We start from the raw sequence: 21,064 nt of genomic DNA, 5'->3' as shown, positions 1-21,064 counted from the left end.
ATGCTCCTTAAAAACTTTTTTAGAGTTATAATCTAACTATAAAAAAGTTTTAAAAGGAGATTTCTTATGCGCGACTTATCAGTATATTTTTGTAAAAAATGCGGGTTTTATTCTTATTATCCTTTAGCCAAATATGCGGTCTGTCCGAGATGTGATCTTGATATGGTGCTGCTGCCAATAGAATATAAAGAATTCGTCAATCTAAACTGTTATGAACGCGATGAATTACTTGCTGATCAAATGATTGCTTCATCCTCTCCCATTGTTCGAAGAATCATTGCTCCGCATAAGATAAATAACACTCGTGAAATCATTGCAATTCTCACTTATAAAATCGACGAATTAAACACTGAAAATGTAAAATTACAGGGAACCGTAGATTGGATGCATCAATTCATCTGGCAGTTAGTAAAAAGCAGAAAAAATATAACTCCGCCCTAGTTCTCGTCGCAAAGATAGGAAACCAATATAGAAATAAATGCAGCATTATTCGGTTTCTTTCTCAAAGGGGTATAGGCAATATGTTCGAGCAGTGACCGGTCACCTTTATTCCATATTAATGCAACCAGCGTTCTGATATTTCTCTCTACGCATTGTACTGATGTATGGTATTTCTTTGCTACCTCTGGATATAACCATTTCGATATTAATTGTAACTTATCTCCATCTTCTATGGATAATTGTACTGCAGATATTACATAGTAAAATCCTGTATATGATCGATTCGCTCCAAGCCGTAGCAAAAGATTTTCTATCTCTCTTTCTCTCATGGCTTTTCTCCTCTCCCTATCACCTTCAATCATACTATGGAAATTTATGGCAAATCAATCGATATATCTCGACTTTTTTCGACGTATATATAAACGTTGAGAGTTTTTATTTATAACGCCTGATGGAAGAATATCAAAAACATCGATATTAAAATAAAAAAGGGATACCGTCTGAAACAGCATCCCTGTCAAATCATATACCGCCAACAGCCCCCATCGAAACAACCGCTATACGGTTCAGCCCCGAATTTCCTCTCTATTCATTCCCATAATCATCCACAACCCACTCAGACGTCTCGCCATCCCGGATCAAAATCCAGTTCCAGTCCGTATACACAGCGTTCGGTTCAAAACTCCAGGTATTTTCTCCTGTTTTTAAATCGGACAGAATGACAATGACATCGTCCCGTTTCACTCCATTCGAAGCGCCGCGGCCGTATTCCATATACGAATCGATGATCCTCTCAGACCGCTCTCTGTCATACCACAAACCAGTCAGCGTACAGTCCTCTTCAAAGGTATCCATCTTCTCACGTATACACGCTTCGATGTCGGAGCTGACCGTTTCACGGTTTGAGGCAGCAGATTCCGTTTCAGCAGATGTGCGTTCCATATCCTTTTTATTGTCCGCGGCCGGATTACTGGTCGCGCCGGTATCGGTATGCTGGATGAGTGGTTCGTGGCTCGTCGTACTGTCGGTTTTCCCGGTACATCCGGTTAATGCGAGTACGCATACTATTAGAAATGCAGGCTGCAGTAATTTTTTCGTTTGATTTCTCATTCTATTTCTCATTCTATATGTCATTTTATTTTTCATCTTATAGAGCCTCCTGTTCTTTACGTCTTATCCATCCCACATTACTATCCCATTGATTATTCTGAATTCGTATCCATCTGCGATTTCACAAAGTGGCTGCGTCCGGCCAGTACAGGTTTATCTGCTTCATCCCATAAAAATACTTTATTTCATTATAATCGATTGTCCACACCATTACCTTTCTTTTTTCTTAAATATCTTTTTCGTAAATCTCTTTTTCCTTTGCTTACCATAATTACCATCCCCTCCAAAGCACGGTTATTCCCTTGTATTCCCAAAGAATATTTGCTAAAATCACCATATTACAACCGATCGGGAGTTCCAGCCTATGAGGATGCCGGTATGAATAAAGAACATGATTAATAGAAAACTCTGAAAACCGGCGGCATACAACCGGCTTTCAGAGTTTTTGATTATCCCCTCAATACCTTCTCTCTTTCATCACTTCCCGCGCATCCGTCTGATCATACACTTTTTCCTCCGTAATAATCCGCAGCGGCAGTTCCTTCCCTTCCATCAGGTCCTGCACCGCCTTCATCAGCTGCGGGCCGAGAAGAGGGTTGCATTCCACGGCGCAGTTCAATTTGCCGTCTATCATGGCCTGAAAGGCATCCTTCGTGCCGTCCACCGATACGATTACCACGTCACTGCCCGCGTGGATTCCATGCTCTTCCAAAGCGTTCACAGCGCCTAAAGCCATATCATCGTTGTGGGCGTAGATCACATCAATGTCCCATAGGTAGTTTTCAGTATAATCTTCGATGATCCGGCGGCCGCCTTCATATGTAAAGTCTCCCGACTCGGAGTAGGCAATCCGATAGCCGGGATTTCCGGCCATCTGTTCCTCGAAACCGCGCTTGCGCTCCACGGTAGGCGATGCGCCTAAAGTTCCCTGGAGCTCCATGATCTTCACCGGCCCATGCTCCGGCTTCACATTAGCGGCGATCCAGCGCATGGCGCGCCTGCCCTCCTCCATGAAATCCGCGCCGATGTACGTCAGGTACAGCCCGTCATCCTCTGTCTCAATCCTTCTGTCCGACAGCAGCACGGGAATCCCGGCTTCCCTGGCCTCCGTCAGGACCTTATCCCAGCCGCTGTCCACCACCGGCGACAGAACAATCACATCCACTTCCTCCCTGATAAACGTGCGGATGGCTTCGATCTGCCTCTCCTGCTGCTGATCCGCATCCTCAAAATGAAGGCTGATCCCGGCCTCCCTGGCCGCGCTCTTGATGGACTCCGTATTGGCCAGACGCCAGGCACTCTCGGTTCCCACCTGGGAGTATCCCACCTGGATCGTGTTCCTGTCCTTCTTTTTATACTGCTCCCACTTCACCTCGCTGTCCACATTGTCGATGGTAATGTTGTGGCTCCGCAGAATAACCTGTTTGGGAACTCCGGAGACTTCGTTTAAGATATCCATGGCATACCGGATCGCCTCCTTGCCGCCGGTGGGGCAGGTAATGGTCTCGCTCAGCTTTCCCTGCCGCACCAGATCCATGCCTCCATTGGGGCCGGAAAATCCGTCCACTCCTATAATTTCCGGGGAGTACCCCAGCTTCTTCACCGCCTCATAGACCCCGGATGCCATGTAATCGTTGTGGGCAAACACCACGTCCACCCCCGCCAGCCGTTGTCCCAGCTCCAGAAATAAGTCCTCCGCCTGGTCCCTGGACTCCTGCTCCACACGAAACTGTTCTCTGACGATCCCCGGCTCCCTGGAAAGCACCAGGTCAAATCCCTTGCTTCTCTCGGCACTGGAAATGGAATTCTCGCTTCCGCAGACCTCGAACACAGTCCCTCCCTTTCCCGCGAGCCGTTTCGCGGCCCCTTCGCCTGCCTGCCGTCCGATCAGTTCGTTATCCGGGCCGATAAACAGAGTGTAATCAAAGCCCTCCACGCCGCGGTCCATGACGATAACCGGAATCTTCTGGTACACCTGGCCAATCACATCCGTCATCTCCCTGGCATCTCCGGGGGAGATAATCAGAAGGTCGATATCAAACTGCATGAGTCTCTCCACATCCTTCTTCTGCTTTTCCCCATCAGAAGTGGCGTCGGTCATGATCAGCCTGATATTGGGATATTCCGCTGCCGCATCCTCGATCTCACTGATTAATGCCAGCCTCCAGGTCTCACGCATATTGGCCTGGGAGACTCCGATCACATAGTCCACCTGTTCGATCTGGCCGCGGCCTCTTTCCGTATACAGCCACCAGACTCCTGCTGCCAGCAGAATCAGGACTGCTGCCGCTGCCGCCATCCATTTTCTCTTCATCGCCATCTCCTATACACCGTCTTCCTGGATCGGAATATGGATCACAACCTTCGTTCCCACATTCTCGATGCTGTTGACCCGGATCTTAAATCCGTCTCCGTACTTGATCCGCAGCCGTTCCTTGATATAGAACAGTCCGAAGCTCTGCCGCTCCTCCAGCTCGCAGGGTTCATTTAACAGATGGTTCAGTTCCTCCGCCTGCTGTGCGCTCATGCCTGATCCGTCGTCCTCCACGGAGAACTCCAGCAGCCCATCCGCGGTTTTTACGGCCCGGATGGTGAGATGCCCTTCCCCCCTTCTGGTCTTGATCCCATGGTAGATTCCATTCTCCACCAGAGGCTGGAGCATCAGCTTGGGAACCTCCTCATTTAAGATTTCCTCATCCTTGACGATCTGGTAATTCAGCTTGCCGCCGTAACGGATCTTCTGGATATACAGATAGTTGGCCACATAGGAAAGCTCCTGCTCCACGCTGATATAGTCCCTGCCGCGGCTCAGCCCGATCCGGAACATATTGGTCAGCGCATCCACCAGCCGCACCACATCCCCGGCTCCGTAATCCCTGGCCATCCAGCTTATGGTGTCCAGGGTATTGTACAGGAAATGAGGCTTGATCTGTTCCTGGAGTACCTTCAGCTCCGCCATCCGCTTGTTCTTCTGCTCGATGTATACCTGCTGGATCAGGTCCTCGATCCGCACAAGCATATGGTTAAAATCACGCCCCAGCTCGCTGACCTCGTCATGGTAATCTCCCTGAAAGCGGACGGCCAGATCCCCGGACTCCGCCTTTTTCATCAGCTGCTCCAGCTCCACCACCGGATTCGTGATCGTCTGGGATATCTTCACCGTAATCACAAAGACAAACACCAGAAGCAGAAGCAATCCGCAGGTAAGCGCGAAAATCAGCGTATTCATGTGCCCCATAATCTCGTCGATGGAGAATACCCCGACCACACGCCAGCCCGTGTAATCCGAACGTTCGCTGCGGATCTGGTACTTTTCTCCCCGTATTCTGGCGGTCACAGGCGCATTTTCCTTCCGGATCCAGTCGGGATTCACCCGGTAGGTAATGGGATTGGCCGGGGTGTAGACCACACGGTCCTCCGAATCGATCACGAATACAAACCCCTTCTGTCCGATCGTAATATTGTCGATGGACTGGGAAATGATATCGTGCTTGATATCCATGAGCAGCACGCCCATGACCTCCGTGGTTCCTTCCTTATAGATTGCCTTCACCATGGAAAATACATTGTCGATGCTGTAGCTTTCATTGGTCACAATATTGCGGCCCGACGTGTCGCTGATCAGACAGACGGTGTCCGGATTGCTGACCGCCAGCCTGTACCACTCCTCATTCACGAAGGAATCCCTGGAGATACGGGTCATCCCCGTGCTGATATACAGGTCATTCTCCGTGGCAAACAGAATTCCTGCCACCTCCGGATGGGTATTGGCCACATGCTTCAGCCTGGCGACTGCCTTTGAGCTCTCCTGCATCCAGAATATGTCGTCTTCCGTATACATCTCATTGAAATCCACGCTTCTCAGCTCTTCGATCACATAGTTGGAGATTTTTTCAATACTGCTGATATAGACATCGATGGAGGTTCTCACCTGGCTGATCATCTGGCCCGTGTGCTCCGAGATATCATTTTCCGCCTGTCCGGCAAAAATGCTGATGACCACGATCCCGAAAATACAGAAAGGGATGAGTGCAATTAAAATGTAGGATAAAATCATCTTGTTTCGGATAGACAGATTCATGATTTTATTCTTCACAAATTTCATTGCACTCACCCCTGTATCATTCTTCTACCAGTATAACAGCAATGGTACTGTTTTACAATTAGAACCTACCTTCCCTTCGCTTTTTCGGCACGTATGGAGATGATCCTCTGGATAACGATAAAGATGCACAGCAGCGCCGCGATCGTCACCTTCGTCCACCATGTATTGAGGTTCTGGTAGATGACAATCGTCTGGATAATGCCCTGGATCAGCACGCCGATGGCGGTTCCGATAATACTGCCCACTCCGCCGGTCAAAAGCGTGCCGCCGATTACGGCGGAGGAGATGGCATCCAGCTCAAGGCCCATATTCTGGAGGGAATAGCCCGCCAGCGTATAGAAGCTGAAGACGACGCCGGCCAGCGCCGCGCAGAAGCTGCTGATGGCATAGACAGCGATTTTGGTTCTGGCCACCGGAAGCCCCATAAGAACGGCCGACTGTTCATTTCCGCCCAGAGCGTAAACGCTGCGGCCGAACTTCGTGTACTTGAGCACGTAAAAGGCAACCGCGATTACCGCGAAGGCGATAAAGGCATAGGAGTATAATTTTCCCTTTCCAATCATGACTCTCGTAAGGGCCATTTTCTTATAAAAGGAGTTGCTGATGGGTATGGACTCCGTGCTGATCACCGCGCACAGCCCCCGCATCAGGAACTGTCCCGCCAGCGTCACGATAAATGGCTGAAGCTTGAAGTAGTGGATGATATATCCCATAGAGGCTCCCAGCAGAAGGCCGATGATAAGCACGAGCGCGATCACGACCGGCGCCGGAACGCCCCGTTTCAGCATATACGCCGACAGAACGCAGGTAAACGCGATGGTGGACGCAATGGAGATATCAATTCCGCCTGTGAGAAGCACAAACGTAACCCCAATGGCCGCTATGATCAGATACGAATTGTCATTGATCAGATTAAACAGCGTAGAGAGGGATAAAAACCGGTCATACCGGACCGCGCCAAACGAAAACAGCGCCACAAACAGAATGATGGTAATCAGCAGCGATATATTATTGATCTTTACTTTCTTTCCGGACCGTTCCTTCATGCTCCCTGCACCGCCTTTCCCTTATGAAGCAGATTTTCGATTTGTTCCCTGAATTCCTTTGACTGGAACAGGCAGATAATGACAACCAGAACTGCCTTTACCACCTGTGTGATCTCCGGGGCAATGCCCAGCGCATAGACGGTTGTCGTGATACTCTGGATAATCAGAGCGCCTGCAATGCTGGCCGGTATCGAAAACCGCCCGCCGTTCAGTGAAGTCCCGCCGATGGCTACCGCCAGAATCGCGTCCATCTCGATCATCAGTCCCGCGTTATTGCAGTCCGCGCCCTTGATTCCTGCGCTTTCAATCAGCCCCGCCACCGCTGCCAGCGTTCCGCAGCAGGTGTACACCAGCAGCTTGATTTTATCCACATGGATTCCAGCAAATTTACTGGCCAGAGAATTGCATCCCGTGGATTCCAGGAAAAGCCCAAATGCGGTCTTCTTCGTAAAGAGAATCAGAATGATTACGACGAACAGCACGATAAATACCGGAAACGGAAGTCCCAGAATATAGCCGCCGTTAATGAAATAATAGGCGCCTGAATTGACCGTAATGATCTTGCCCGACGTTATCAGCTGGGCGATACCCCGCCCCGCCACCATCAGGATCATGGTAGCTACAATGGGCTGTATCTTGATTTTAGCTACCAGGAAGCCGTTCCACAGCCCGCAGAGCACCCCGGCCGCCACCGCCGCGCAGATGGCTACAGCCACACTGCCTCCAACCGCCGGGAAGAGGCTGCCGCTGATAATACTGCACGCAACCGCTCCGCTGATGGCCATCACAGAGCCTACGGAGATATCGGTTCCACCCGTGGCCAGCACCATGGTCATCCCTGCCGCCAGAATCATCAGCTTGCTTCCGTTCCGGATGATATCGATCACCCGCCCGTAGAGATGGCCATCCACGATCTTCATCTGGAAAAAGCTGCCTCCTGTGATAATTCCGTTAAACACAATGATGGCAAGCAGAATGACAAATGGCCAGAACGCCTGGTATTTCGTCAGCTTACTCCACTTTTTCATTTGCTTCACCTCCCGCTATATAGCGCATGATCTCGCCCTCCGAGATCTCCTGCCCCTTTAACTCCGTAACCTTCTTCAAATTCCGCAGCACTACCATCCGTTTGCAGCAGCGGAGCATCTCGTCGATCTCCGACGAAATGAAGAGGACCGACATGCCCTTCCGTGCTAAATCCACGACGATCTTCTGGATCTCCGCCTTTGTTCCAATGTCAATTCCTCTGGTCGGCTCATCCAGCATGAGTAAATCCGGGTCGGTGGCCAGCCATCGGGCGAGAATCACCTTCTGCTGGTTACCTCCGCTTAAATTCTTAATCAGCTGATCCCTGGACGGCGTCTTGATCTCCAGCTTTTCAATGTATTCATCCGCAATGCGCTCCGCCTCCTGTCTGGTAATGGCGGCAAACATCCCTTTCTTTGCCTGAAGCGCCAGAATGATGTTGTCGCGGATGGACAGATCGCCGATGATCCCCTCCGTCTTCCGGTTCTCCGGGCAAAAGGCAACCCCTTCCCGGATGGCGTCCAGCGGAGTTTTCAGAGCGGCTTTTTTGCCCTTCATCTTCAGCTGGCCTTTTTCCACCTGGTCCACGCCGAAGATCAGCCTGGCTGTTTCCGAGCGGCCGGAGCCCAGCAGCCCCGACAGACCCAGCACCTCGCCCCGCCGGATGGTCAGGTCAAAGTCCTCGATCGTGCCAAGGCCGGAGACATGATCCATTTCCACGAGAATCTCCCCGTCCTCCCGGCTCCCGTCCTCCGAAGCCGTCACTGCATTGAGCTTGTCGTAATCCTTGCCCAGCATCTTTCCGACCAGTTCCACCCGCGGCAGATGCTCCGTTTCATAAGTCCCCACGTACTTTCCGTTCCGGAGCACCGTAATCCTGTCGCAGACCTCATAGACCTGATCCAGGAAATGTGTGACAAAGACAATCCCCATCCCCTGGCTTTTCAGCTTCTTCATGATCTCAAACAGCTTTTCCACCTCAGCGGTCGATAAACTGGAGGTCGGTTCGTCCAGGATCAGCACCCTGGCGGATATGTCGCACGCCCTGGCTATGGCGATCATCTGCTGAATTGCCACGGAATAGCTGTCCAGCGTCCTTGTGACGCTGATATCCAAATCAAACTTCTTTAAGAGGGCGGCTGCATTGGCGTTGATGGTCTTCCAGTCGATCCGCCCTCCCTTTACCGGTTCCCTGCCGATGTAGATATTCTCCGCCACCGATAAGTTGGGGCAGAGATTAACCTCCTGATATACGGTGCTGATCCCGGCCTGCTGCGCCTCCTGGGGACTTTTGGGATAAATCTCATTGCCCTCTAAGAATACCGTCCCGGCAGTCCGCTCCTCGACCCCGGTCAAAACCTTGATCAGAGTGGATTTGCCGGCGCCGTTCTCCCCTAAAAGCGCGTGGATCTCTCCACGGTTCAGCCGGAATTCTACATCATCCAGGGCAATCACGGCGGCAGAGAAATGCTTTGATATATGGTTCATTGTTAGAAGCTCTTTCTTCTCTTCCATGCTTCCTCCTTCTTTCTTCCCCTTCATGATAAAAGGACGCAACAGTGTTCCGCTGCGTCCCCGTACTCAAATGGTATCGATTAATACTTACGGTTTGGCAGATCTGCTGCCGCCGTATCCTGGCGATAGATGCCTTCATCGGATTTTACCCATTTCTCAACAGGCTCTCCATTCTTTAACTTCATGCAGGTGGTAAAGAACTGCTCGCCCAGAAGAGGATTGCATTCAACCGTCACATTCGCCTCACCGGCCGCCATCGCTTCGAATAATCCCTTTACGCCGTCCACAGACACGGTTTTGATGTCAACACCCGGCTTAAATCCGGCTTCCTTGATGGCCTCGATCGCGCCTAACATCATATCGTCGTTGTGTGCATAGACGCCCTTGATCTGATCGCCGTATGTCTTTAAGAAGGATTCCATAACTTCCTTGCCCTTGGCTCTTGTAAAGTCGCCGGTCTGGGATTCCAGAATCTCGATGCCCGTGTGGTTTGCGGCGATCTCGTCGTCAAAGCCTTTCTTTCTGTCATTGGCCGCAGATGCGCCGACGGTTCCTTCCAGCTCCACAATCTTGCCTTCGCCGCCCAGTAAATTGGACATCTCAATCGCTGCGTTTTTGCCTTCCTCGATGAAGTCGGAACCGATAAAGGTCTCATATAAGCTCTCGTCCACGTCCGCTTTTCTGTCTACCAGCACGATGGGGATTCCCGCGTCCTTTGCCTCCGTAAATACCGCGTCCCATCCGGTCTCAACCACCGGCGCCAGGCCGATTACGTCTACGCCCATATCGATAAAGGACTTGATGGCCTTGATCTGGTTCTCCTGCTTCTGCTGCGCATCTGCAAACTTTAAATCAATCGTATCTAAATTCTGTCCTGCATAAAACTGAATGGAAGCCGTCTCCGCGTCTCTCCAGCCGGATTCCTGTCCGATCTGTGCAAAACCGACTACCAGTTTATCATTGCCCTTACTCTCCGGTTTCGCTGCTTCAGCCGCCGGAGCTGTGGTCGCTGCCGCTGCCGTATCCGCTGCCGGAGCCGCCGTCGTGGCTGCCGTTGTGGCCGCTGTCTCCTGCTTTGCTCCGCACCCTGCCATCATTGACGCCGCCATTGCCGCACATAAAACCAGACTCCATGTTTTCTTTCTCATTACCATTTCCTCCTTCATTTTCCCGGGTTTTCTTTCCCTTTGTTATGTATCTATTGTAGTAAAACTGCGCAAAAAAGTATTTACAATAAAAAGGGAGGAACATACAAAAAATTAGCACGCATCCGGAGGCCTCTCCTGACACGTGCTAAAATATCACATATTGAAATTAAAATATTATAAATTCGTATTTTTTATGGATTTCCGGTACTCTGCCGGGCTGACTCCCATGTTTTTCTTGAACACATTGCTGAAATAATGCTGCGTCGCATAGCCCACGTTCTCTGCGATCTCGTACATCTTTAAATCGTCCTGATAGAGCAGCCCGATGGCCTTTCGTATCCGCACCCGGGTCAGATAGTCAATAAAGGTGATTCCCATCTCCTTGTGAAACATCCTGCTTAGATGCTGGGGAGACAGATGCATCTCCTCCGCCGCGTCCTGAAGGGAAAATTCCGCTTCCATATAATGCTTCTCGATCACATCCTTCACGCTCTGCACGGCCGACGAGCATCCCTTCAGCTGGCCGATCTCCTCCGACAGCGCCCTGCACACCTCCGGAAATGTCTCATGCCCGTATCCCTTCCTCTGCATGATCAATGCCTTGACCGGCAGAATTTCCTCCAAGACCTGCGAAAATTTCCGTTTTTTCTCCTCCGAATCCGCGCAGTCAGCCGTAATGGCTATCAGGTCACCTGAATCGTTCCTGAGCGTCGTGATCCCCTGCAGTTCATTGTAGATCTCATTACAGATATTGCGCGCGGCGTAATAGAGCAGGTCATCGTCCCACTGCCCGTCGATCTGCGCCATGTCCCGGTACTGCAGATGCACATAGACCAGAAGAAACTCCTCGGGAAATTCCAGTCCCAGATACCGGATGCGTTCCTCGGCCTCCTCGGCGGAATAGTGGCCGTCCAGCCATTTTTCCAGAAAATCCGCAGTCAGCATGTCCATATTCTGTTTCAGCGTCTGCCTGGCCCATTCCAGATAGTCCTTAGCAGCCTTATCCTCCCGAAGCTTGCCTAAGACCTTCTGGATCATCTCGTCAAAGGGCTGTTCCATCACAGGCTTTAAGAGGTATTCAAACACGCCCAGCCGGATTCCCTCCCGCGCATACTCAAAATCGTCATACCCGGTTATGATGACTACCACCGTCTTCGGGCTTATCTCCTTCAGCTGCCGGATAAATCCCAGGCCGTTTAAGAAGGGCATATTGATGTCCACGAAGGCCACGTCTATCTCCTGATTTTCAATGAATTCCCTGGCTACCTCCCCATCCTCTGCCTCCGCCACGATTTCCATCTCTTCATACTTGCGGAGGAAGCGGATAATCCCCCTCCTGATTATGTATTCATCATCTGCTACCAACACCCTGTACGCCATCGCACACCCCTTCCGGCATCCTTCCGCCCCATATCATTCTTGTTTTATCATACACCCTTTCCCCCTGAAATGTAAACCTCCGACTCCTCATCGGTCGCCTCCACTTTGAATATCACAGGGCGCAGGCCGTCATTGCAGCTGCATATGGCCACTCCCGGCTTCCGAATCCAGTCGCCGTAATAAAACAGCCCGTCCCCTGCGCCGTGGGAAAGTGCAAACACATATTGGTAAATCGCCTTCCACGCCTCGTCGCAAAAGCCTTCCGGCTTCGCATAATCGGCCCAGAACACCTGGCCCTCCTGCATCAGCGGGCAGGCCTTAAGCCCGGGAACACCGTATTCCTCCGCCAGTTCCTTATCCAGAGTTGTTTTTAAGATTGTTATTCTGCATTTTTTCATATCAAATTCCTTCCTTTCTGTCTGGCAGGACAATCCATTGCCGCCCTCCTCCGTTTATGGTATGATGGACCCATATCCATGAAAGAAGGTGTGCCAATGCTGATTCCCCGCTACTACTTTTCCAATGACTATACTGATTTTTATGAGTATTTTCTCACACAGCCCCATACCAGAAAGACATTTCGTAAAAATGACTGTCTTTGGAATCCCGGTGAACCCGTGACTCACGTCTACTACATCATATCCGGCATCGCCTTAACGGTTCTGGAGCATGAAAACGGCTCCCGCAAGATTTCATCCCTGCACAGTGCCGGCACCGTATTCCCAGGCAGTCACCGGTCCGTTTTTAAAATAGAACACTCCATATCCACGATCGCTTTATCCGACATGGAAACCCTGTGCTTCCCAAATGAATACTTTCTTCAGATGATCTGTGAGAATAAGGAGCTGACGCTTCGGACGCTGGACTGGAATGCCTCCTACATCAATTTACTCCTGTACGAGAGCGCCCATCAGGATTACAATAATTCCTTTTTAAAGCTGTGCAACTTACTCTACCTTTTCTCCCAGAATTCCCCGGAAGAAAACGGCCGCCGCATCAGTCTGACCCAGGAAAATATCGCGGAGATCCTCACGGTAACGCGCGTAAACGCCGCCCGCAATCTCTCGCGCCTGCGGGATGAGCAGATCATCGTCTCACACCGCAAATGGATCGAAATCATCAACCCACAGGCCCTGGAAGCTTACTGCTCTCAGGAAACATTAAAATCATAATCTGATCTCCCCTTTCCTGGTATCAGTATATCGGAAGGCGGGAGATTTTTCTGTATACAAATATACACAAAGAAATTTTTTATTACGACATTACAAGAAAGTCAGGTTTTATTTTCATCGTTTCCGCTTCATCATGAAAATCCAGTCCGTCACAGTATCTAAAACCAGCCTGCTGTTTCCGCAATTACAGTGGTTGCTCGCCTGTTCCGCTTCCGTCATGAGGCGGAAGGTCAGCGAGCGGACATTGGTGAGCATCCGGATCAGCTTGTCAACCGTGCGATAGTCGACAAAGTGATCCTGCGAGGCCCCCAGGATAAGAATATCCTGCCAGCACAGCGTCCTCATAAGGTACATGAAAAAGCTGCACTTCACCGCTCGTAAAATACTCTGCGTAGAAATCGTAAAACAGATTGGCCGCCCTGGTATAAGCCGCAATTTTGTCCGGGTCGCCGTCATACATAAAGAACTCGCTCATTCGGTAGTAAGCAATTGCGTTTTCTGTGCGTCCCTCGCTCTCGGCCTCCTGGGCCATCCGTGTCAGTTCATGCTTCCAGCTCTGGCTGTCTGTAATCCTGGAGCCTGCTTTCTGAACATCCTCCAAACGCCCGCCGTCCCACATTATGACCCGGTTTAACTGAAAATTGAAATTCGGCTGTGGATTCAAATGATACAGCCCTTTCTTAAATGAAAATTCGCTTGCTTTCAAGCCATCACCTCCCTAAAAATAAAGACATGGATTCCAGAAAATATTGTTTTCCTCCATGTCCTCATTGTAATAGATCCGGGATTGATTAGCTTTCAAATAGACGCTGACATTTTATATCATACACATTACACCGTCCCGTTATATCGCTGGCGGCTATACCAAGGTATTTTCTGCTGGCGGCTGAAAAATGGGACGGTGTTCCGAATCCCGCATTCATCGCCGCCGCGGTGATCGTCTCCCCTTCCAGCATCAGCTGATAGGCCTTGCGCAATTTCGCCAGCGTCAGGTAACTGTTGAGTGACACTCCCGTCTGCTCTTTAAACAAGTGGGAAAAACGGCTCTGCGATAAATGCGCGTTCTCACACAGCCGGGATATCATGGCGCCGTCTATATCCGCAGACTGCGATATAAAGCCGAGGGCTGTCTGTACTCTGGGATCGGGAATTATGGTACTTTTTCCATTTAAGGACAGCCGGCAAAAAACGAATTCCGAAAACTCCGCATATTCCGATTCAAAACGATCCGGCAGACAGGCCTTATACGCTTCGCGGATCTGTTCGACGATCCGTCCGTCTATCACTTTAAAGGGCTCTCCCGCCAACGGATCATGGTTCATATTCCGTGCCACCGTGCTTGTGGCATCAATCAGAAAAACCAGCATCCGGTTCTCTCTGCCCGCCACGGTATGCGGCACGTTGGCATCAATCATAATCCCCTTACACACGGCCTTTCGCTCGCCCTCAAACGTCACAGTCAGATCATCCGACAGGGAAATAATGATGTGCTTTGCGAGATGCTGGTGTATGGCCGGCTGCTTGTATTCTGTGTCTAAAAAAATGTGGTCCGGCATTGTGCAAATTGTTGTCATGGCGGTCTGCTCCTTGTTTTTGTCAAGCATATGGGTGATTATGCCTGCTCGAACACTGTCGCTTCTTTGTTTCAAACTTATTTGCTATGTTCTTGTCCGCGCACTCTTCATAATTTCCTGAATGCGTGCTTCCATCTCGCATACCACTTTGGGATAAGCATATGCAATATTCTGCTGCTGGCCAATATCATACTCCATATTGTATAGCTGCGGATCCTTTGATACGCCGGTCTCAATGCTGACATCTGCCATGAACGGACTGCCCTCGCTTGGAGAAAGATATGCCCAGTTACCGCGACGAAGCATCTTTCCGCATCCGACATCTTCCACCATCAGTTCTTTTCTGCCCACTGGGTCTTCGCCAATCAGAGCTTCATATACATCCTGGCTGTCTGCCGCAGCATCTTCTGCGAACTCATACCCCAATGCACTGGCAAAGGATGTAAAAAGGTCCACCTGGCTGACAAGCGCCTGAGAAACCCCCTTATGCACAATTCCGGGACAGCTTACTATAAAGGGAATCCGTGTACCGCCGTCAAACTTGCTGTATTTCCCGCCGCGCAGCGGTCCGGACGGACGGTGGGTTCCGGTCAGTTCATATGCACGGTCCCTGTATCCGTCATCCAGCACAGGCCCGTTGTCACTGGAGAAAATGATCATGGTTTCATCCAGAATTCCCAGACGCTCTAACTCCTTCATGAATTCACCAACACACCAGTCCATCTCAACTATCACATCCCCGCGTACTCCAAGTTTTGTAGCTCCCAAGAAACGCGGTGCCGGTACACGTGGTACATGCGGCTGATGCAGGGCATAATACAGGAAGAACGGCTGGTCATTCTCATGACAGTCATTCACAAACTTACATGCACGATTCAGGAAGGTCTCACCAAGTTCTTCATCCTTCCAGACTGCCTTTTCACCGCCCCGCATGTAGCCGATTCGGCCGATTCCATTTATGATGCTCATATCATGCCCCTTTGAAGAATGTATCTTCAGTAGTTCCGGATTCTTATGACAGGTTGAAATGTCTTCAAACGGACATTCCTTAGCATAGGAAACCTCAATCGGGTCATCCGGATCCAGGTTTACAACCGAGCGCCCTTCCAGATATACACATGGAACACGGTCTGCTGTCGCCGGAAAAATAAAGGATTCATCAAATCCGCAGTCTAACGGAGTATAATTAATCTCTTTATTCCAGTCAATCGGGCTGGAGCCGTCGCTTAATCCCAGATGCCATTTGCCTATCGCGCCGGTATGGTATCCGACCCGTTTAAATGCTTTGGCTATGGTATCAGTTTTCGGACCAATGATGCAGCTGGCATCACCCGGCAGGATATGGGCCTCCTTGTTGCGGAACGGATAGCAGCCAGTCAGAATACTGTATCGGGACGGTGTGCAGACTGCACAGGTCGAATATGCATTGGTAAATTTCAAACCATTTTCACATAGACGGTCAATATTTGGAGTTGAAATCTGATGGCTGCCGTAACAGCTTAAATCACCGAATCCCAAGTCATCTGCATAGACAATAACTACATTACGTGGTACTTTTTGACTCATAATATATTCCTTCTCCTCTTTATTTTTATGATAAACCTATAGCTATATATTAAAGTCATTTCCCGGTTCCGTCTATATATGATTACTTTTGATTTATGGACTAATCGTTACTAGCATGATATAATTTAATACAAAAATATAAATTGTGGATTTCAGATCAGAAAAGGGGGACTATACCTATGTTTCAGGTGGCCGGACACATCTACCCAGTAGGAGAAATCGATATGCCGCGGACAGAGCGGCCTCTCATGGTCACTGCCTGCGGACACATAGTCGTTGCGAATCAGGGGATAATCTCTACTGCCCGGCCGGAAGGGCGAAGAGATTATCAGCTCCTCTATGTCCATTCCGGCCTGGCCTATTATATGCTCCATGGGAAAGAGCAGAAGTTATCTGCAGGACAAATGATCTTCTATCATCCCAATGAACCGCAGTTCTATCACTATGACAGTGCAGATACACCCGATGCATACTGGATCCATTTTACCGGAAATGATGTTCCAAGGGAACTGGAGAATCTGAACCTGTTTTCAAAACGTATTTATTATCCAAAATCCCGCGATATCTTTCCCCAGATATTTAATACGATCATTCAGGAGCTGCAGCAAAAAAAGCAATATTATTATAGCATAGCAGACTCCCGTTTTAAGGAACTTCTCTGCCTGATGTCCAGAGAAATTGCTGTCCATGACGAGATGGGCGCCCCACATACCAGGGAAATCGAACAGGCTGTCCGTCTGTTCCACACACATTTTGATCATCCCGGCAGTCTGGCAGAATATGCTGCTTCCTGTAATATGAGTGTCTGCTGGTTCACCCAGCTGTTCAAACGCCAGCTTGGTGTCAGTCCACAGCAGTACCTGATGAATATCCGGATCTCCCGCGCCTGCGAACTGCTGGCCTCCGGCTCCGGCGTGGCAGAGGCCAGCGAAGCTATCGGATATGTGGATGCTCTATATTTTAGCCGCATTTTTAAAAAGCATACAGGGCAAACACCGTCACAGTACCGCAAAGCTGCACTGTCCCGAATACCTGAACTGCCGGATTTCTAGACGGTAGTGTACAATAGTTTACGAATTTGGTAAAGAATGGCTCCTTTCTGCTAAAAATGATAGCTATGACACTTCTTATCAAAAGGAGTATTATGATACCGGTAGCGAAAGAACAAATTTGACAGATTATTTCTGAAAACAATATTTCCAATGTAGCCGATGTCTATTCCATGCGACAATCGCAACGCTGCATACCAGGCAACAAAACTACTATTGGATAAAGGACATAGAAAAATCGGAATATTTCTTTTTTCACTTTTTCATTTCCTACTCTTTCGTCTAAATGCCGTTTGCACTTAAGAAATTTTATCGGTTATTGGTATGATAACCTCTGTTTGCAATGACTGCCTAATATTTTCTGAATCAATTCCCACCTCAGAACACGCTTCCAATACTTCTTTAGGTATGATCATTTCTGCCGATTCAACTTGTTGAATCAGTATCTTACCCTTTTTACATATCACATCAAGATCAGCGTCCAAAGGTATTTCCGCATCAATCATTAACTCATTGGGATTGTCAGTGGTACTTCCTCTTCTAACTCCACATCCTGCTGCAAGTTCTCTATTCCTTCCTTTGTCAGAACGAATTCCCGTAACTCGTTTTTCCTGTCCTCTTCCGATGGATATAAATATGTTATATATATTTGTTCACCTTTCCCGATTTCCATCTGTATAAGAATATGCTTGCCAATAATTAGTTCCCCATTTTCATTTGTCTTCAGGAATATTTCTCTTGATATCAGCCCCTCTCCTCTAATAAAATATGTTTTATTGGTTATCGCGATCATCTCTCTTCCTTACACAGCAAAACCCCGGTCCAAAATCCTCGAACCGGGGTATGCGATGAACGATTTTGTCATAGCCATTGGAATTCCTGTATGGCAAAAGGCATTGCTATTGTAGATTCACTATACAATGCCTTTTGTCACACAATCAGTACTTCGAGAAGCCTTAGCCATTATATTGAAGGCTTATTATCAGTGTGATTTGGTAACGACAACAATACGAATTCTCGGATTCCCGACCAAAAAGGGGGGCTGCCCATTCATTAATCCACTATAGTGAAAATCCATTGCTGGTTATCATGTCCTGTATCATTCCACTGAATAATAGGTGCATGATCAGTAGTCAGACGGCCTTCTATATCCAGAACAAGACTGCTGTTCTTATTCACTATTTTATAGTAATCACCTGACTTTTCTATTGTCCATAATTGATTATCTCCGCCTGTATACTTCCAGTGAATTGCATCTGCACCAGGATTTGTCTGACGTCCAAAAATGTCCAGCACAGACTCATCCGCCTTGTTTTTTATTGTTCTATAACCGTCTTTATTTGTAGTTACAATCCATTTTTGTGAATCCCCTGTATTTCCCTCCATCTGAACAACTTTTGAACTGGACTCTTCCGGCGATATATCCAGATATTTTCCGCTAAACGCCGATTTTATAGTATAAGTCCCGTCTGACAGTTCAGGCTCCTCATAGGAATCCTTTTGATAGACCCGTACGTAATCAACAAGCATTTCTGCAGGCATTTTCGTTACATCCGGTGTTCCAATCCAGCCGCCTCCCATACCAAGGCTCAGAATTATGAACTCAGGTCCCTGCGGTACTGCTGTCCCGGAGTAAGCGGCCGTCACTTTTCCATCAACCATAAATTTAAGGGAAGAAGGAGTCCATTCTACTGCGAAAATATGCCAATCATAGGGATTTCCCTCCATTACCGGTTTAGGGGAAGCTGTCCAGCTTTTGTGCTGGGCTTCATATCCTCCCCAATGTACCGTAGACTGATAAGCATTTCCATCCGTGTAGATATGCTCGAGAATATCTACTTCGGCGCCATATCCTTCTTCTCCTTTTGAATTATTTAAACCAATAAAAGAGAAGCCGTCTTCGTATTTATGGGGCATAAGCCAAAACGCCGGATTACTTCCCGGCAAATCCGGCATTTTTATTCTGGCCTCAAACCGTCCGTAAGCCAATTCTATTTTATCCCTTGACTGAAGAATGCCGGTACGATACTTGTGGTCAACTCCATCACCAAGATCAATTGGATTATTTTCGGCCAGGATATGAAGGCTGCCATCACTTACCGAAACATTTTCCGGGCAAACAACGGTTTCAGGAGTACTTCCATAGAAAAAATAGTCCTCGCTGTCAATTGCAGCCGGATAACGATTCCAATACTGTGCATTAACAGTATCATCATTAAATTCATCACTAAATACTAAATTCCATTCATTATCATCCTTTGTATTGGAAGAAACCGCTGCCTGAACCGGTAATGCGGTTAGTGAGCATACCATCAGGCAAGTAAATACCCCCTTAAGTACTAATTTCTTTATGCTATTTCTCATTTTTCCTCCACTTCGCACATATTTGCGTCTTAAATCAATTGAAAAGTATTAGCACTCCCCTGTGATACGTATTATTTCGAATAGTTATAATCCTTCACTGGATCCCAATCGTCAAACTGAAATTTTACTTTCTCTACTCCGGCCTCACTCATTGCACTCTCCCATTCCTTCTCAACAGCTTCGGAGTACCGGTCTAATTCCGCATCCGTATCGCTGATGGAACCGGCCATTACTCCCTGCATAATCTGTCCCAGATTCGGAGTAACCTCCTTAACCTTAGCATAAACATTTGCAGTTTCCGGGTTCAGCGCCAGGGGATCCGGGCATAATTTTCCACTGGACATTGCCAAATTATAGTATTCCAGCATGGCATCATCTTTCATAGCCTCTTCATTGACACCCTTTATACATGATACAAAGCCTCCATCTGATACCACCCTGCCCTGATATTCTTTTCCGAATAGCTCAGTCAGATATAAAGCTGCTGCCTCAGGATGTTGGCACTTCGCGGATATTCCTACCCATGGCTGTGCACCAATATAAGGATTGCCGCCTTTCGCCCCGTCATCCGGAACCGGCAGGGCCATTACGCCAAAATTCAAATCCGGATTTTCTTCACGCCAGGTAGGGATACACCAGGAACCCTGAATCAGAAATCCTGCTTTTCCCTGCGCAAACATGGCTCGGGCAGAAGGCGCATCTAAATTGATGGAATCAGGATGAATAGAACCAGCCTTCGTCAGCTCTGCGTACAATTTCAGTGCCTCCTTCATTCCTTCACTTGCAAAAGGATTTTTTCCATCCACGACAGTAATTACTCCATAGTAATTACTCTTTGCACCTGCCAGATTGGCAAAGGACCTGAGTTCAATCTCAGTTCTTACGGCCGCTGCTCCGCTTTCAATCAGGCCGTAATACTGTCCGCCTCCCGCTTCTGTAATCTTTTTACAGGCATCTGCAAAATCAGACCATGTTTCTGGCGGATTTTCCGGGTCAAGGCCCGCCTCTGCAAGAATATCTTTATTGTAAAACATGAGAGAATTTACAATGTTGGCCGCTTCCGGAAGCGCATAGATTTCCCCGTCAAAAGTGGTAACACCTTCGTTCAAAGAGCCGGTTTCAAAGGAATCAATAAACTCCCGAGTCAAATAAGGAGACATGGATTGATACCAGCCTTCCGATACTGCCGTACTTAATTTCACTCCGCTTGGAAGGGCAAACAGATCAGGAGCATCTCCGGATTTAATGGCAGTAGTCAAGGTCTGCGTCATCTGATCCCCTGACATCATGGTATATTCAATTTTAATTTCCGGATGGCGCTGCATAAATTCTTCATTAAATACTTTACGTCGTTCCTGTGTGCTGTCGCTGCTGTCCATAATCCGAAGCACGAGGCTCTCCCCTGATTTTTCCTCTACTGCAGCTGCCTTTGTACTCTCAGTGCTGGTTTTGGGTGCTTCTGTTGATTCTGCTGTATTATTGGTTGTACACGCAGTTAATCCGGCTGCTACAGCCAATACCATACTGATTCTCAATAAGTTCTTCTTTTTCATAGTAACCTCCTATAT

Annotated in this window: 20 protein-coding genes; 3 read left to right on the top strand and 17 right to left on the bottom strand. The window is 48.5% G+C overall.

The features are described 5' to 3' along the window. Positions 1 to 66: 66 nt before the first annotated feature. A complete protein-coding gene (locus H8S80_RS03725) occupies positions 67 to 441 on the top strand; it encodes a hypothetical protein (protein ID WP_002600250.1) in 375 nt (124 codons plus the stop codon). On the opposite strand, the gene H8S80_RS03720 is transcribed toward H8S80_RS03725, so the two are convergent. From H8S80_RS03720 to H8S80_RS03670, 10 genes are all read right to left on the bottom strand, one after another. After that, on the bottom strand, positions 438 to 770 hold the full coding sequence (locus tag H8S80_RS03720; RefSeq protein WP_002600251.1) for a sporulation initiation factor Spo0A C-terminal domain-containing protein: 333 nt from the start codon (positions 768 to 770) through the stop codon (positions 438 to 440). The two genes, H8S80_RS03725 and H8S80_RS03720, sit on opposite strands and share 4 nt — an antisense overlap. A gap of 256 nt (positions 771 to 1,026) precedes the next feature. Continuing rightward, positions 1,027 to 1,587, bottom strand: coding sequence for a hypothetical protein (locus H8S80_RS34105; protein WP_243007802.1), 561 nt, complete (start codon positions 1,585 to 1,587; stop codon positions 1,027 to 1,029). A gap of 421 nt (positions 1,588 to 2,008) precedes the next feature. After that, positions 2,009 to 3,865 (bottom strand): substrate-binding domain-containing protein, encoded by a 1,857-nt coding sequence (locus tag H8S80_RS33990; protein WP_207662618.1) that lies wholly within the window; start codon positions 3,863 to 3,865, stop codon positions 2,009 to 2,011. Positions 3,866 to 3,874: 9 nt separating this feature from the next. Beyond that, entirely contained in the window at positions 3,875 to 5,656 is a 1,782-nt protein-coding gene (locus tag H8S80_RS03700; protein ID WP_117630259.1) for a cache domain-containing sensor histidine kinase, read from the bottom strand. A gap of 65 nt (positions 5,657 to 5,721) precedes the next feature. Continuing rightward, positions 5,722 to 6,702 (bottom strand): galactofuranose ABC transporter, permease protein YjfF, encoded by a 981-nt coding sequence (gene yjfF, locus H8S80_RS03695; RefSeq protein WP_002600255.1) that lies wholly within the window; start codon positions 6,700 to 6,702, stop codon positions 5,722 to 5,724. Continuing rightward, positions 6,699 to 7,730, bottom strand: a complete 1,032-nt coding sequence (locus H8S80_RS03690; protein WP_002600256.1) for an ABC transporter permease — start codon at positions 7,728 to 7,730, stop codon at positions 6,699 to 6,701. Before H8S80_RS03690 ends, yjfF begins: the two co-directional genes overlap by 4 nt. Next, positions 7,714 to 9,243 (bottom strand): sugar ABC transporter ATP-binding protein, encoded by a 1,530-nt coding sequence (locus H8S80_RS03685; RefSeq protein ID WP_002600257.1) that lies wholly within the window; start codon positions 9,241 to 9,243, stop codon positions 7,714 to 7,716. Before H8S80_RS03685 ends, H8S80_RS03690 begins: the two co-directional genes overlap by 17 nt. Before the next feature lie 80 nt (positions 9,244 to 9,323). Next, complete coding sequence (locus H8S80_RS03680) at positions 9,324 to 10,391, bottom strand: ABC transporter substrate-binding protein (RefSeq protein ID WP_002600258.1); 1,068 nt, start codon at positions 10,389 to 10,391, stop codon at positions 9,324 to 9,326. Between the two features lie 174 nt (positions 10,392 to 10,565). Beyond that, positions 10,566 to 11,771, bottom strand: a complete 1,206-nt coding sequence (locus H8S80_RS03675) for a response regulator (RefSeq protein ID WP_025529328.1) — start codon at positions 11,769 to 11,771, stop codon at positions 10,566 to 10,568. A gap of 47 nt (positions 11,772 to 11,818) precedes the next feature. Continuing rightward, positions 11,819 to 12,169 carry a TIGR04076 family protein gene (locus H8S80_RS03670; protein WP_002600260.1) on the bottom strand — a complete coding sequence of 117 codons (351 nt, stop codon included), beginning with the start codon at positions 12,167 to 12,169 and terminating at the stop codon, positions 11,819 to 11,821. 78 nt (positions 12,170 to 12,247) lie between these two features. Here H8S80_RS03670 and H8S80_RS03665 point away from each other — a divergent pair, with 78 nt between their 5' ends. Further along, entirely contained in the window at positions 12,248 to 12,943 is a 696-nt protein-coding gene (locus H8S80_RS03665; RefSeq protein ID WP_243006254.1) for a Crp/Fnr family transcriptional regulator, read from the top strand. Positions 12,944 to 13,211: 268 nt separating this feature from the next. Here H8S80_RS03665 and H8S80_RS03660 read toward each other — a convergent pair whose 3' ends face one another. The 3 genes from H8S80_RS03660 to H8S80_RS03650 all read right to left on the bottom strand — a co-directional run bounded on the left by H8S80_RS03660 (position 13,212) and on the right by H8S80_RS03650 (position 16,083). Further along, complete coding sequence (locus H8S80_RS03660; protein WP_243007801.1) at positions 13,212 to 13,649, bottom strand: hypothetical protein; 438 nt, start codon at positions 13,647 to 13,649, stop codon at positions 13,212 to 13,214. Between the two features lie 85 nt (positions 13,650 to 13,734). Further along, positions 13,735 to 14,517, bottom strand: a complete 783-nt coding sequence (locus H8S80_RS03655) for a helix-turn-helix transcriptional regulator (RefSeq protein WP_117630505.1) — start codon at positions 14,515 to 14,517, stop codon at positions 13,735 to 13,737. Between the two features lie 84 nt (positions 14,518 to 14,601). Next, a complete protein-coding gene (locus H8S80_RS03650) occupies positions 14,602 to 16,083 on the bottom strand; it encodes a sulfatase family protein (RefSeq protein ID WP_117630258.1) in 1,482 nt (493 codons plus the stop codon). A gap of 224 nt (positions 16,084 to 16,307) precedes the next feature. On the opposite strand from H8S80_RS03650, the gene H8S80_RS03645 reads away from it, so the two are divergent. Continuing rightward, the gene (locus H8S80_RS03645) at positions 16,308 to 17,135 is read left to right on the top strand and encodes an AraC family transcriptional regulator (protein ID WP_118090513.1); all 828 of its coding nucleotides are present in this window, start codon (positions 16,308 to 16,310) and stop codon (positions 17,133 to 17,135) included. A gap of 296 nt (positions 17,136 to 17,431) precedes the next feature. Here the strand turns inward: H8S80_RS03645 and H8S80_RS03640 are convergent, their stop codons facing one another. The 4 genes from H8S80_RS03640 to H8S80_RS03625 form a co-directional block, all read right to left on the bottom strand. Next, entirely contained in the window at positions 17,432 to 17,638 is a 207-nt protein-coding gene (locus H8S80_RS03640; protein ID WP_117630257.1) for a hypothetical protein, read from the bottom strand. Then, positions 17,638 to 17,925 (bottom strand): hypothetical protein, encoded by a 288-nt coding sequence (locus H8S80_RS03635; RefSeq protein WP_117630256.1) that lies wholly within the window; start codon positions 17,923 to 17,925, stop codon positions 17,638 to 17,640. Before H8S80_RS03635 ends, H8S80_RS03640 begins: the two co-directional genes overlap by 1 nt. A gap of 260 nt (positions 17,926 to 18,185) precedes the next feature. Then, positions 18,186 to 19,496, bottom strand: coding sequence for an RICIN domain-containing protein (locus H8S80_RS03630; RefSeq protein WP_117630255.1), 1,311 nt, complete (start codon positions 19,494 to 19,496; stop codon positions 18,186 to 18,188). 71 nt (positions 19,497 to 19,567) lie between these two features. Continuing rightward, complete coding sequence (locus H8S80_RS03625) at positions 19,568 to 21,049, bottom strand: ABC transporter substrate-binding protein (RefSeq protein WP_117630254.1); 1,482 nt, start codon at positions 21,047 to 21,049, stop codon at positions 19,568 to 19,570. Positions 21,050 to 21,064: the final 15 nt, after the last annotated feature.

The organism is Hungatella sp. L36 (assembly GCF_014288035.1).
The sequence above is the reverse complement of the archived record's forward strand: the minus strand, read 5'-3'. Positions and strand labels throughout refer to the sequence as shown.

Excerpts from the sequence above, each read along its gene's own strand:
- H8S80_RS03625 (WP_117630254.1), bottom strand. The coding sequence starts at position 21,049 with ATGAAAAAGAAGAACTTATTGAGAATCAGTATGGTATTGGCTGTAGCA.
- H8S80_RS03650 (WP_117630258.1), bottom strand. The coding sequence starts at position 16,083 with ATGAGTCAAAAAGTACCACGTAATGTAGTTATTGTCTATGCAGATGAC.
- H8S80_RS03640 (WP_117630257.1), bottom strand. The coding sequence starts at position 17,638 with ATGATTGATGCGGAAATACCTTTGGACGCTGATCTTGATGTGATATGT.
- H8S80_RS33990 (WP_207662618.1), bottom strand. The coding sequence starts at position 3,865 with ATGAAGAGAAAATGGATGGCGGCAGCGGCAGCAGTCCTGATTCTGCTG.
- H8S80_RS03675 (WP_025529328.1), bottom strand. The coding sequence starts at position 11,771 with ATGGCGTACAGGGTGTTGGTAGCAGATGATGAATACATAATCAGGAGG.
- H8S80_RS03635 (WP_117630256.1), bottom strand. The coding sequence starts at position 17,925 with ATGATCGCGATAACCAATAAAACATATTTTATTAGAGGAGAGGGGCTG.
- H8S80_RS03655 (WP_117630505.1), bottom strand. The coding sequence starts at position 14,517 with ATGACAACAATTTGCACAATGCCGGACCACATTTTTTTAGACACAGAA.
- H8S80_RS34105 (WP_243007802.1), bottom strand. The coding sequence starts at position 1,587 with ATGAAAAATAAAATGACATATAGAATGAGAAATAGAATGAGAAATCAA.
- H8S80_RS03665 (WP_243006254.1), top strand. The coding sequence starts at position 12,248 with ATGAAAGAAGGTGTGCCAATGCTGATTCCCCGCTACTACTTTTCCAAT.
- H8S80_RS03680 (WP_002600258.1), bottom strand. The coding sequence starts at position 10,391 with ATGAGAAAGAAAACATGGAGTCTGGTTTTATGTGCGGCAATGGCGGCG.
- H8S80_RS03645 (WP_118090513.1), top strand. The coding sequence starts at position 16,308 with ATGCCGCGGACAGAGCGGCCTCTCATGGTCACTGCCTGCGGACACATA.
- H8S80_RS03690 (WP_002600256.1), bottom strand. The coding sequence starts at position 7,730 with ATGAAAAAGTGGAGTAAGCTGACGAAATACCAGGCGTTCTGGCCATTT.
- yjfF (WP_002600255.1), bottom strand. The coding sequence starts at position 6,702 with ATGAAGGAACGGTCCGGAAAGAAAGTAAAGATCAATAATATATCGCTG.
- H8S80_RS03700 (WP_117630259.1), bottom strand. The coding sequence starts at position 5,656 with ATGAAATTTGTGAAGAATAAAATCATGAATCTGTCTATCCGAAACAAG.
- H8S80_RS03725 (WP_002600250.1), top strand. The coding sequence starts at position 67 with ATGCGCGACTTATCAGTATATTTTTGTAAAAAATGCGGGTTTTATTCT.
- H8S80_RS03630 (WP_117630255.1), bottom strand. The coding sequence starts at position 19,496 with ATGAGAAATAGCATAAAGAAATTAGTACTTAAGGGGGTATTTACTTGC.
- H8S80_RS03670 (WP_002600260.1), bottom strand. The coding sequence starts at position 12,169 with ATGAAAAAATGCAGAATAACAATCTTAAAAACAACTCTGGATAAGGAA.
- H8S80_RS03685 (WP_002600257.1), bottom strand. The coding sequence starts at position 9,243 with ATGGAAGAGAAGAAAGAGCTTCTAACAATGAACCATATATCAAAGCAT.
- H8S80_RS03720 (WP_002600251.1), bottom strand. The coding sequence starts at position 770 with ATGAGAGAAAGAGAGATAGAAAATCTTTTGCTACGGCTTGGAGCGAAT.